The sequence below is a fragment of the Salinivibrio sp. PR919 genome, assembly GCF_001995355.1.
Classification (GTDB): domain Bacteria; phylum Pseudomonadota; class Gammaproteobacteria; order Enterobacterales; family Vibrionaceae; genus Salinivibrio; species Salinivibrio proteolyticus.
In genome coordinates, this window is record NZ_MUFL01000089.1 from 1 (window position 1) to 11,886 (window position 11,886).

The following is an 11,886-nucleotide window of genomic DNA, read 5'->3' on the forward strand; positions in this document are numbered from 1 at the left end:
CTTTTGGATAGTAAGGGGAGAGACGATGGGATGCAAGCCTATTGCCCCACGCAAGCGCAACATGTTGACCAAAAATCTATCATTCTGATGTTTTTCTGACCGGGGAGGGGCTTTTTAAACGACAGCTGACACGCCTAAAAAACCAGCGACAAACTCCGCGCGCCTTTTACCAACCCATAGCACCTCAATGACAGAACACCGCTGGCATCGCGAGATACTGATTTTGTCCTCAAGGGCAACGACAAAAACGAAGGAGAAAGTGATGAAAGCACACAACAAAGCACTCACCCTAAGCGCATTGATGATGATGGTTGGTTTAGCTGGTCCTGCTATGGCAAACGATGAGCCAATGCAGCCAGCAAACGGACAGCCTGCCGTGACCTGCCCAGACGGAGGCACCGACTGTGATACCCAGCCGATGCCAGAAGAAGACAACAGCACTTGGCCTGCTGAAGAAGAGAACACTTGGCCAGCCGACGACACCAGCCAAGACCCTGCGATGCAGTAAGGCAATATAACCTAAGCAAAGCGTGAGTGCCGCCACATTGGCGGCGCTTGTTTTGCTTTTACCGCGCTAAGTGCTCAAAAAGCATACTGAATTCACCCCCCTTACAGCTAGACACCCTGTCGGGCATCCCCTATAATCCCAACCCACTCGGCCCCTTAGCTCAGTGGTTAGAGCAGTCGACTCATAATCGATTGGTCCCCAGTTCAAGTCTGGGAGGGGCCACCAGTTATAGCAAGGCGTAGCAGGTTAGTACCTACTACGCCTTTTTTGTATCTACCAATTTTTAGTCAAACACTTAGTCAAACAAGAACGTACTACTCTTGCAATTTCGCATCAAAATAAATCAGGTGATAAATCGATAGCTCAAAACGCTGGATTAGGGGAGAGGAATAGAAAAAGCCCCAATAGCTGCGTTTGCAAGGGCTCCAATTGCCCAAGGAGCGCACCTTCCATCAGGGCTTAAATTCGTTGGTGAGAGCAATAATCTAGCTCAGTGTTCACAGCTTATGAGCAGAAACGTTTACTACGTGAACACAAATGGCATATAGCCGATAGATCCTCCGAAAGGATTGTGCGAACTATAGAAAAAGTCCCAATGGCTGCGTCGGCTTGGGCTCCAATTGCCCAAGGGGCGCTCCTTCCATCGGGACCGAGCCACAAAACTAGTGCCCAAACTAAGTCTTGTCAATCGAGACTGGTCTAGAGTTTATTTGAGATGACTATTTATCGAGATAGGGCTGCTGTCCGCTAACCTAACCTTTCGCTGWGCCAAAGCCCACCTTTGTATCCATATCACAAAACCTGTGCCATCTAACATTTTAGATAACAGCGCACGAAAACCCACACACGGCTTGATACACTCATTTACAAATCTGCCAATACGATGGCGTGTTAGGTGCCGACAACTGATCGGCGGTAGCATGGCTAAACACTGGATGCTTAACCAGCTTATCGGCTAGAGACAGCCAAAAGCGTGCACGTTTATCCGTGACGGGTTCACACTATCCCAGAATGGATGATTAAAAGAGTCTATAAGTCATACGTTTACAGATTCATGCTTGGGGATAGTGTGAATACCAGAATAGAGATAGGCGGCATGCACACTTTCGCGGAAGAGCAGTATCCATGAAATGTAAGAAATCATATTGGGAATAACTATTTAGGTAGGAAATAGTGAGCATAACGGTTTTTGGGAAATCGTGCGTGCGCACTAATACAATGTTAGGCACCAGCAAAGTTGCACGTAGGGTAATAGTTATATGAAAACACTAGAGTTTTTAGTGTCAGCAATCGATTCTCTTGCATGGCCAGTAACAGTAATTTTATGCATCCTGATCTTGAAAGAACCTGTGGGGAAATTGCTTTCACGTGTATCTAAGTTCAAGTACGGTGAAATAGAGGCAGAGTTCCAAGAACGATTAGAAAAACTAGTAGCTTTTGAACAAAGTGAGGCGGTTAAAGCAAATCCTGATACTGTTGAGGCATCCGTGTTTCTTGAAGACTTAGCAGAAACCTCACCTAGAACTGCAATATTGGAGGCGTGGCTTAAAGTAGAAATGGCGACTATTTCATTTTGTGTTGCTAAAGGGCTGCCTCAGAATTTATCTCATCAAGGCCTATTCAAGCTTGCTAGAGAGAAAGGTCTTGATATTGATGCGTTTCAAACGGCTTATCAAGAGCTTCGTTTGTTACGAAACAAAGCTGTGCATGTCACTGACTCGGATATTACTTCGTCAACTGCACGCCAGTATGTAAAGAATGCAAATTTTTTAGCAGATGAATTCAACATGAGGTTAAATGGCGCCTAACAAACAACTTAAAGGGACAAAAACACTCGGCATTTTTGGTTCGGTTTGTTTTTGAGGTTCCGGCTGGTTCGGTTGGGTGGATAGGTTTGGTTTTTGCCCTTCAGTTGGGCGTTATGTAATCGCAAGAGTCAAGAAACGATGAGAAAAAACAAAATCAGGATGCTAGTTTTATGGTTTGTTATCGTAATTGTGTATTGCACGATCGCTTTGCTTACAGAGTATGATTTTAAGTTTCTGGAGCTGAGTGCTATTACCAATGTCTTCTTGTTGATTGTTCTTTTTAAAGAGAATGGCCCGCAGAGGGTGGAAGATCCGATTAGTTTTGTAAAATTTTCAGATGGAAAGATCGAGTTTTCTGAGGTGTCAATTCCTGTTGATAACATCAACAAAGTAGCCTTAGAAATTGTTGAAAAAGATTGCTATTTTAGTCTTCCTTATAATCAAATTGAGCCAGGTAAGTTTCCCAGTTTCGTGTTCCCTTCCAAGAAATTGGAGGAGTTCAAAAACTACATTATGGCTGGCCTCGGACCAGTGGAAATAATTACATAACAATCAGCGGCAGAGCGACAGCCAACGCTACGCACCTTTTGTGTTACTCGCTGCGCTCAAACATTAACACAAAATGCGCTCCGCGCTGGCTGCACCTGCGCTGGGCGTTAGGGCTACAAACCAAGGAGAATTTAGGTGTATCGAAAATTAGTTGCTGCTCATGCTAATGGTTGCAGTATGTTATTAAGAAAGAATGGCGATGGCGTCGAGTTTCTTGGTACAGCTTTCCTAGCTGATGGAAAAGGGTATCTACTTACCTGCGCGCACACTATTCAACTTGATATGCAATTGGCAATAGTTCCAACTCAGCCTATCAATGAATGGAATAATATGACTCAGGAAAGAGTTAACACGATCGATGTAGAGGTTGCTCAATTCGATACCGTTCACGATTGTGCTCTTTTGAAACTAAAGGGAGATGTTACAGCAAACATAATGCCAAATATGTTTGGTGATCCGAACAAGACACCTGCTGGCGCAAGTGTTTTGTACTTCGGCTACCCATTTGGCGATAAGGGGCTCCATACATTAAAAGCATCTTCATCGATAATTAGTTCTAAGGCTATAAATAGCAACGGAACAAAGCACTTCCAATTAGATAGCATGGTGCATGACGGTAATAGCGGCGGTCCTTTAGTAGATGTTCACACAGGGCAAATAATTGGAATGATTTGCGGTAAGTTCAATCCTTCAGGTAATTCAGGTGGAGTGATGATCGGTAATTATGCCCTAGGGTCAGAAAGCAGCATTTCATATGCCACGTCTATTGAGTACGGGATAAACCTGATGAAAGAGGAAGGGCTAAATGTCTGAGGCCGAACTTATCATTGATATATCGGGAGCAGAGGAGTTTATCCGCACAGAAATTCCATCCTATCAGCGCGAAAGTGTCTTAGGTGCCTTTGCTCTGAGTGAAACGGAACAAGCTGAATTCGATAATATAGGTATGCAGCTTACAGGAGAACGTAGGGAGATGTCGTTTATTTCTCCTGTTGGTGCCAGTGGTACTAAATCTCAAAGTGGATTCTGGGACAATATCAAAAAGGAAGTGCATGATTATTTCTGCACAAAATCTCGCAAGTACACTCAGGAAAGAAAACGTGCTGAAATAACGTTCAAAGAGGTAGTCACAATACTCGCCACTTCAGTCGCAGCTCAATTCAGCATCGCGTATGGATTGATTGCTGGTGCAGTGTCAGTGGCCGTCTTAAGTGTGTGCAAAATTGGGCGTAATGCTTGGTGCGAAACGTATGGCAAGTAAGGCCTTAACAATGCGCCGCACAAGGACAAATTACTCGCTTCGCTCCTAATTTACCTGTGAGCGCGACGTTAAGAATAAAGGATCCAAGCATGGAAGATCGAGCTAAATCAATATTTTCATCGGCAGGTATGTATTCAAAGGCTGCGCATCTCATGAATGAGGGTTCACGCGGAGATCCAAGCCTTTTGATACCAAGCCAAGTAAATGCTGCCTTGGCGCTGGAGCTTTATTTTAAGTCTCTTTACCTCATAGAGAAGGGCTCTGATTTCAAGGTTGGAGGGCGGCATTCCCATGATTTTCATGCACTATTTAGTGATTTATCCAGACAATCGAAGGAAAAGTTGCTCTATCAGTTTCAATCCGCAATTTCATCTCGTGATATGAGTGATGTGGTTACAATGGAGCGCGAGACAAAAGTTGAAATTCCACGCGACTTGGAAGGTAATCTACAATCATGGAGCGGTGTGTTTACGAAAGTCCGTTATGTATATGATAAGCCAAAACATGCAGTATCGATGATGTTTTTTCCTGAAATTGAACAAGCAGTAAGAGACACAGTCATCAACCTCAGACCAGATTTCAGGTCTTAACAAAGCAATACACCTGACAAGCAGGTGGTTGCGGCGTTATGTGCCAGAGAGGAATTTGAATAATGTGGGTTAGTGGAGCAGCTAAAACAACACAAATTGGTCACATCAATTCGAATAATCAAAAAAATCATGGTACTCGTGGCTTAAAAGGCTCGGATCATAATTCCGTCTCATACAAGATGGAATGTTTGTCACCGGGTTGCGGTAATATTTATGGTGCGAACGGCACAGATATTTTCCARCGTAAATGCCCAAAGTGTCAGGGTGGAAAGCAAGGAATTGATTATTAATCTGTCTTAAAGGTAATGGATAAAAATGGAATTTGTAAATACGCTTAGTAACAACTCTGTCATCGGTGCATTCTTTGCTGGCGTGGCTGTATTGATGTGTGTTTCACACTTTAAGTGGATTAACCGTCGCTTTTGTAAGGCTCCGAAAGTTTTCAAAGCTCTGGAAACTGGTTTAGAAAAACACAATTGCAAGTTTCTTCCTACTACCTATTTAGCCTCAGAAACGAATTACACTGTATCAGAAGTGGAATTGCTGTGCACAATGCACCCTAAAATCATAAGAAATAAGAAGCAATTAGAATCATGGTGTATTAAATAAGCGTGGCACATAACAAAAAAATTAAGTCACTCACTTCGTTCGCTGGGACACATACATGCGGGGCGGCTTCGCCATTATGCCCCACTTGTATGCGCTCCTTATTTAAAAGTTATATTTTACGGGGGTAATATGCCAATCAAGCAGTTTGATAAGTGGATTGATAGCATCGTTTCTAAATACGAAATTGAAGCTCAATGCTGCAGTAAGTTTTCAGGTGTTTTCTCAGGCTACTACTCTCCAGAATACTTAGCTAAATGCAAGTTTGTTGTAACGGACGTAATCCCGAAGCCTGACATTCCCGAACTACGCCATATTGGTTTAGGTGACTTTCTTGATATGGATTGTGGGGCAATCAACTACAAACACATGTACTTTATGAAACCCCAGCATCAAGAAAACTTAGAAATTCATATTCACGAACTCATGCACACAATTCAATGGGAGCAGCTAGGCGGAGAAGGCTTTTTGAAGCGGTACGTTCAAGAAATCAATGAACACGGCTATGACAATTCGCCATTAGAGAACATGGCATACGATCTAGGTCGTAGTTTCAAATCAGGTGGCGCTGCAGTTGATGTAGCTAACTTAGTGCGTGAAAAAATATAACAAATTGCTTAACAAAGACTCCTAACGCTTGGCGACTTAAGTCCCAATTTCAACTCTGTGCTTATGGCACAATATTTAAGTTAAGTGGCATCGCGTTGTCGCTTGTTAGCAAGGCGTTATACCTTAAGAGGAAAACATGGACATTTTACTAGGTACTTATAAAGATCCTGCTTATGGTCTTGATTGGCATGAACAAACAGATGAAATTGAAGACTCAATTAGAAAGCATCTAAAAAGATCAGAACTTCCAGTAGAGTGTTCAATTCAAGAGCACAATATTGGTCGTGGGGCTGACAATCCAGTTACAGTCGTTCAAGTTCTTTCTATTCTTGGTTTAGTTGGTTTTGTCATTCCTGAAGCACATAAACGAGTTCGAGAATCTATAGAAGAATGGTCGCGTATTAAAGGTCACTTTACAAAGCTGCATACGCTTTTATCTCGAAATTACCGGGTAATAGCTCTACCAGAAGAAGTTCTTTTTATTAAAGCAGTTGAAGCGTTGCTCAGTGAAACAGAATCTAATGATGCCGCATTTGTTCGTTACGAAACAGTCCATAGTGTCGGTAGTTACGAAAAGTATTCTGGTCTAAAAGGTTTCTACTTTGATTGTAAGGGTAAGCAATGGCGTGTTGTTATTGATGGTCAAGGTGAAGTGAAACTGATAGAACAGGTATAACAAACGAGTATGTAGTCAATCGTTAAATTTTGGCGAGATTTTTAATCCCACATCACGCCGTCTCTGAGCATCGAATTTAAGATCACCACTATGTTGTGCGCTGAGCCGCAGGGAGTTTGGATAGGCGCGAACAGAGYTCGCCTTGTCTGCAACTGCGCACTTTCCCCCTTCAARACTGCGCAGTGTTTTGCGCACTTTTTGACTCACGATCCGCGCCCCACAAAGGCTAGCGACGCAAAAATGTCATCGGTGTGCGGTTTTTCTTTCTTGTCTACAAGTGCGCAATTTTTCGCTTTTATTTTAACCCTGCTGACACCGTAGCGTTTAGTTTGGCTGGGCCTATAGCGTTTTCCTTTTCCATTGGCTTTGCCGCGTACTTTAGCAAGATACGACAGCCAGTAGATGATCTCGGCTTTGGCGTGTAAGTCTCCTCTGGGTAGCACTTTAAAACCGCACCCTTGTACATGGCCTCCTTCAAAGGCAGCCCAGTAACCGTCAATGGTGGTTTGGATAGTGTGGAAATGATTCACCTTGGAACCGTCCAAAAAGAGCACGCAATGGTAATGCTGTTGTTTGGCCTTTTCATGCTCTCTCACCCATAGGTAGCCAATGTTAGGCGTTTTGTAGTATCGCTTTAGGGCTTGTACCACCAGCGAGAACAAGCGACTCACCGTAGTGTTATTGTCGGTGTATTCCGTTAGGTGCAAATCAAAACGAAAGCAGAACACCCGAGCATAGTGAGACTCCATCGCTTCCAACTGACCAACCAATCGCTGAAGAATGTCGGTGTAGAGCGGCGATAAGTTTGGCCCAGTATTGACCACCCAGCAGCGACCGTCTTTGGTCTTGAAAAATCCCGTATTAGTGGAGTAGGGCAATTCCTGATCTCCTTTCCATTACTCCACCAGCTCCTTTTTCATCACCGTTTGCGGCTTTAAAGTCGCTTCGCACGCATCGGAAGTCGGCGAACCAAAGTGTATAACCCTTACTTCTCTTATCAGTGATATGGATATTGAGTGGAAGATATTAATAAAACCCGACATGCTTCCTCTGGATCGGTAAGTGGCCACTATCAACGTGATTGCAAGGCTGCCAAGTCGCTCTCAGTAACCAAGCGCTTTGAAACAAGTGGAAATGCGCCTAAAAAACCTTGAAAACATATCTCACCTCGTCTAATCCGCATTAAATCAGGTATTTAGCTGATAGCAGTTACTTACTTTTGCCATTGCCAATAAAAATGGCTGCCAATACTGACAGCCACTGGTTTGAATGATTTTCTACTATCGGCGGTGCAGAGGCATATCGTCTCGGCTGGCCTGTAAGTGACGTTTAGCCGTTGTCGCGAGCTCCTGCATTGCCCATATAACCCCCTTACAATGTTGGTTATCAACGTCCTCAAAATGAGCAGTACCCAGTACGACAGTTAGGCTCTCTAGCTGACACAAGGCTTTATCTGCCAGCTCAGCGTGATCAACGGGATGCTTGGTTAAACTCGTCATTACGCTACCTCACCTAACGCTTGTGGCTCCGACTGAAAAGCGGCTAGCAGGGTATCGCAACTACACTTTGATAGCTGCTTAGCTCCCCGTTTGGCTCGCCAGCTATTAATCAACCTAATCGCGTTTTTTGCTGCATCGAGATCAGCCAACCAGTAGCGTTTAAACATGGCCTTGTAGCCGCGCACACTGGTAAACGGTGCGGGTTGATCGGCGATGCGCACACCATGACGTATGCGGAGAAGGCTCATATCCGTTGGCAATGTGATACTCCAATACTTGCCGGCCTCATCCAGTACGTTGGCATGGGTAAGATCTCGGATATTCACATCCAGCGGGTGTAGGCCAGCTTTGCCACGGCGCAAAAGCTCTAATAGACACAGTTCGGCCTTGCTTGGTGCAGGAATTTTGCTCATTGTTGCCACTCCCCATTTAGCCATGCCTCATAGTCAGCTTCGCGCCAGCCAATGGTGCGTCCGTTGATTTGAATCGGGGCAGGGAAAGACTTTTCCTTGCGCCACCAGCGCCAGAGGGTTTTTCTATTTCTCCCAACCATAGACTCCATTGCATTAGGAGCAATAATCACTTCATGCCTCATCACTTCACCTTTGGGTTGCTCTTGGAATTGATGAGTCCATTAGAAACTATGTGAGAGTTGTAGTATCGACGATAGCGCTAATGTCTATGACATTAACGCTGATGAAGTAGCTTTTTAAAAAGCTAACAAAGGGAGGGTGATATATAAGTTATTGTTTTACTTGGCGCCAAGCCATCTGGCGACACTTCGCTTCACATCTTTGTCTTGTCCAATTTTTCGTCTTGCTTCTTCATACTGAGGGATTTCTAAAAGTAGTGCTTCTGCCATTTTGTGAGGGTTTTCAATCTCGTCAACGTCAAGAACCTTCTTTGCCAGCTCTTGGATAATTAACTTTTGCGGAGCGCTAACTCTAGAGGAGGCAATCGCTTGTGCTTCTTTTTCTTTGGCTGCCATCTCTGCAGCTATATCTGAGTCATTGTGTCGGTTTGGGAGAGGGGCTAAGCCATGTATTGCTTTATGCAGCTTATCCAAGTCTGACTTCATCACTACCAGTCTGTTTTGCAGATCTGGCACTTGGATGCCCACTAACTCTGCATTTTTCAACCCCCCTTCGTAGCCAACATGCTCTGTTTTGCTACTGCTTACTAAGTTAGGTCCTGATATCTCCATCGTGTCATCATCCGCCTCTATCCACACTCCATCAGCGACAGCATCATAGACGACCATTGGATTCAGTAGACTTTCATCGATTTCCATCGGGCCAGATCCAATCACGTGTCCCTCATCCATCTGAAAATTCTCACCCTCTCCTGGCTCGTGGACTTTGGCAAGCTCTTCTTCAAGTTTCATGTTCTTTATGGCTTCCGGTTCTAGTTCACCATAAAGAAAATCAGGCTTGACGAACGCTTTGCAATTCTCGCCATTGAGAACCGCACATAGCTTTATCGCTCCGATTTCACGCCAATGATAGATATCCTCTTCCTCGCAACCTAACAACCTCGCCGCTCGCGCCACTGAGCAGTATTCAAGAGGTAATAATGGTGGCAATTGGGTATCCGTTTTTTTCTTTGATGACATGGTTTAATCCCTCCCTACAAATGCCACTACATTGGTGATAGTAGTGTTTTCGTTTAATCGTTGTTCCCATGATTCCAAAGCTCTTCGTTTCTCAGGCRGGTATTCATAGCGGTCATAGTGTTTGCTAGATACGTCATTTAGCGCATGGTTCTGAATGCGGTCTCGGAGTGATTTAGAAATGCCAATCTCGCCCATTAGGGTTTTACAGGTGCGGCGAATGTCGCGGGGGATGAAGGACGAAACAAAAGGCGTTGCGTCTCGGTATCGGGTAACGGCCTGAGAAAGCGAATCCAGCCGGATATGCTCATTACGGTTTAAACGGTGCGGAAAAATAAAGTCAGAGTCTTGGTTTACCTCGCGCAGTTGGCGAAGAATCGTCAGCGCAGATTTAGTCAAAGGAATGATGTGCTCTCGCTTATTTTTAGACAAATCACGACTTACCAATAGTGACTTTTGTTCCCAATCTACCGCCTCCCACTTAGAAGCCGCCAGTTCATAAGGTCGCTGTCCTCCGGTATAGAGGCAAAGTAAAATCAGGCACCGGATGGTATCGCCCATCTTAAACCGCTCATATTCCCCTTTTAGGTCAGCGATTAGCTGGATCACTTCTCCCATTTTCAGGTAGTGATTACCCACGCGCTCTGCATCTTTCTGTTTGGGGATGGCCGTCATCGGGTTAAACACTAAGCCAAACTTAGCCTCATCAATGAAGTTAGCAGGATCGTTATCGTGTTTTAGCCCATAGTTAAACGCTGCCATTAGATAGCTGCGTACACGATTGGACTGAGTTTTCGCTCCACGCCTTATCATTTCCGCCAACACCAGTTTTAACTCGTTTGTGGTTACATCCTTGGCTTTCGTAGCAGGAGGTATAACCGGATACACTTCCTTCTCAAGAGATGCCAGAACGGCTTTGTGAGTGCGCTTACCGTCCCTCACCATTTGCGCGACATAGGCTTCAAACAATTGCTGTATAGACCCCTTCCTTGCTTCCTCGCGCTTTGCGTTTTCTTGGTCACGCTTTTTCGTCTCGATGTGCTCTTTCGGATCAATCCCCTGAATAAGCAAGTCACCCAGCTCTTTCTGTTTGGCTCTTGCATCATTCAGTGACAGAGCCGGGAACTGGCCTAACGTAATGAAGTTCGCTTTGCGGCCTACAAAGTAACGAAACACAAAACGTTTACTGCCTTTTGGGGTCACTTGTACTGCCAGCTTGCCCGTTCCGCGCTCACTATTGCTGTCCCACTCATAGTAGGGTTTAGCTTTGGGTTTTAGTCCACGAATGGCACTTACCGTTAACATCGCACACTTCCTCACTCAAAGATTTCCTTGTTTGACTATGGCGATTTTTAGTCAAACACTTAGTCAAACAAGAGCGTACCTGAATGAGACTATACGAGAAAAGATGAGTTGAAGAAATGTTTTTAACTATCTGAATTAAAACAAAAATAAACTAATTTGAGATGATGTGAGATTTTATCGAAAACAGTCATATCACGACTCATAATCGATTGGTCCCCAGTTCAAGTCTGGGAGGGGCCACCATATTCCAGAAGGCTCGTAGAGAAATCTACGGGCCTTTATCTTTTCTGGTCCGGTCTATATCCGGTCTGCGATTACTTCCGGTAAGCTCTGTCCATTCGGTCAGCCGAAACACGCCACGTAGTCACCACAGAGTCACACTTCCCCTATCAGAGTGATATCCACCATCAGAACCTTCTCTCGTCTGTACAGCACGAATCAGGGCAGATACATACCACTCAACATCAGAACCGAACCCCGGAAAAACCAATGGCACACAGGATTACAGCGCGGATCTGGTATGAGTTAGGGCTAAGAGTTGGGTTAGTGGAATCAGATGGAACTACCGTCGACGACGACGGCAAACTGGACGGAAAACCTAAATAGGAAATTTACATTAGGGTTCGTGTCCAGCTCGGTATCTAGCCAAAATTACAGCTAAAGACCGGATAGAGACCGGACCGACGACGCCGTCGCCAAAGTTACTGGAACTACATCATGTAGGAAGTCAGGCAGGATAAGCCTTAGAGCGAGATTACAGGGCCAGTCTGGTGCGACCGACCCAGCGATCTAGGATTTGTTGTTAGGTTGGGGGGGGTTAAGAAACAGAGGCTATAAGTATTGACAAGAAGATATGTGACCTATAT

Annotated in this window: 15 protein-coding genes and 1 tRNA gene; 10 read left to right on the plus strand and 6 right to left on the minus strand. The window is 44.7% G+C overall.

Annotation, left to right across the window (positions count from 1 at the left end; translation table 11 throughout):
• The first annotated feature begins 262 nt into the window (after positions 1 to 262).
• The 10 genes from BZG83_RS14065 to BZG83_RS14115 all read left to right on the plus strand — a co-directional run bounded on the left by BZG83_RS14065 (position 263) and on the right by BZG83_RS14115 (position 6,607).
• The gene (locus tag BZG83_RS14065) at positions 263 to 508 is read left to right on the plus strand and encodes a hypothetical protein (protein ID WP_077481436.1); all 246 of its coding nucleotides are present in this window, start codon (positions 263 to 265) and stop codon (positions 506 to 508) included.
• Between the two features lie 149 nt (positions 509 to 657).
• Positions 658 to 733 (plus strand) — tRNA-Ile (locus BZG83_RS14070).
• Positions 734 to 1,767: 1,034 nt separating this feature from the next.
• Entirely contained in the window at positions 1,768 to 2,316 is a 549-nt protein-coding gene (locus tag BZG83_RS14075) for a hypothetical protein (protein ID WP_077481438.1), read from the plus strand.
• 138 nt (positions 2,317 to 2,454) lie between these two features.
• Positions 2,455 to 2,865 (plus strand): hypothetical protein, encoded by a 411-nt coding sequence (locus tag BZG83_RS14080; protein ID WP_077481440.1) that lies wholly within the window; start codon positions 2,455 to 2,457, stop codon positions 2,863 to 2,865.
• A 135-nt stretch (positions 2,866 to 3,000) separates the two neighbouring features.
• A complete protein-coding gene (locus BZG83_RS14085) occupies positions 3,001 to 3,678 on the plus strand; it encodes a S1 family peptidase (RefSeq protein WP_077481442.1) in 678 nt (225 codons plus the stop codon).
• Positions 3,671 to 4,126, plus strand: a complete 456-nt coding sequence (locus BZG83_RS14090; RefSeq protein ID WP_077481443.1) for a hypothetical protein — start codon at positions 3,671 to 3,673, stop codon at positions 4,124 to 4,126. The genes BZG83_RS14085 and BZG83_RS14090 overlap by 8 nt, the downstream gene beginning before the upstream one ends.
• A gap of 89 nt (positions 4,127 to 4,215) precedes the next feature.
• Positions 4,216 to 4,716, plus strand: coding sequence for a hypothetical protein (locus BZG83_RS14095; protein ID WP_077481445.1), 501 nt, complete (start codon positions 4,216 to 4,218; stop codon positions 4,714 to 4,716).
• 315 nt (positions 4,717 to 5,031) lie between these two features.
• Positions 5,032 to 5,325: a hypothetical protein gene (locus BZG83_RS14105; RefSeq protein WP_077481449.1), complete on the plus strand. Its 294-nt coding sequence runs from the start codon at positions 5,032 to 5,034 to the stop codon at positions 5,323 to 5,325.
• A gap of 129 nt (positions 5,326 to 5,454) precedes the next feature.
• The gene (locus BZG83_RS14110) at positions 5,455 to 5,931 is read left to right on the plus strand and encodes a hypothetical protein (RefSeq protein WP_077481451.1); all 477 of its coding nucleotides are present in this window, start codon (positions 5,455 to 5,457) and stop codon (positions 5,929 to 5,931) included.
• A gap of 136 nt (positions 5,932 to 6,067) precedes the next feature.
• Positions 6,068 to 6,607: a hypothetical protein gene (locus BZG83_RS14115; RefSeq protein WP_077481453.1), complete on the plus strand. Its 540-nt coding sequence runs from the start codon at positions 6,068 to 6,070 to the stop codon at positions 6,605 to 6,607.
• A gap of 203 nt (positions 6,608 to 6,810) precedes the next feature.
• On the opposite strand, the gene BZG83_RS14120 is transcribed toward BZG83_RS14115, so the two are convergent.
• The 6 genes from BZG83_RS14120 to BZG83_RS14145 all read right to left on the minus strand — a co-directional run bounded on the left by BZG83_RS14120 (position 6,811) and on the right by BZG83_RS14145 (position 11,020).
• On the minus strand, positions 6,811 to 7,485 hold the full coding sequence (locus BZG83_RS14120) for a YagK/YfjJ domain-containing protein (RefSeq protein WP_077481455.1): 675 nt from the start codon (positions 7,483 to 7,485) through the stop codon (positions 6,811 to 6,813).
• A gap of 402 nt (positions 7,486 to 7,887) precedes the next feature.
• Positions 7,888 to 8,106 (minus strand): hypothetical protein, encoded by a 219-nt coding sequence (locus tag BZG83_RS14125; RefSeq protein WP_077481457.1) that lies wholly within the window; start codon positions 8,104 to 8,106, stop codon positions 7,888 to 7,890.
• A complete protein-coding gene (locus BZG83_RS14130) occupies positions 8,106 to 8,519 on the minus strand; it encodes a hypothetical protein (RefSeq protein ID WP_077481459.1) in 414 nt (137 codons plus the stop codon). Before BZG83_RS14130 ends, BZG83_RS14125 begins: the two co-directional genes overlap by 1 nt.
• Positions 8,516 to 8,701, minus strand: a complete 186-nt coding sequence (locus BZG83_RS14135; RefSeq protein ID WP_077481461.1) for a helix-turn-helix transcriptional regulator — start codon at positions 8,699 to 8,701, stop codon at positions 8,516 to 8,518. The genes BZG83_RS14130 and BZG83_RS14135 overlap by 4 nt, the downstream gene beginning before the upstream one ends.
• A gap of 156 nt (positions 8,702 to 8,857) precedes the next feature.
• A complete protein-coding gene (locus tag BZG83_RS14140; protein WP_077481463.1) occupies positions 8,858 to 9,718 on the minus strand; it encodes a hypothetical protein in 861 nt (286 codons plus the stop codon).
• A 3-nt stretch (positions 9,719 to 9,721) separates the two neighbouring features.
• Complete coding sequence (locus BZG83_RS14145; protein WP_077481465.1) at positions 9,722 to 11,020, minus strand: tyrosine-type recombinase/integrase; 1,299 nt, start codon at positions 11,018 to 11,020, stop codon at positions 9,722 to 9,724.
• Positions 11,021 to 11,886 lie beyond the last annotated feature (866 nt).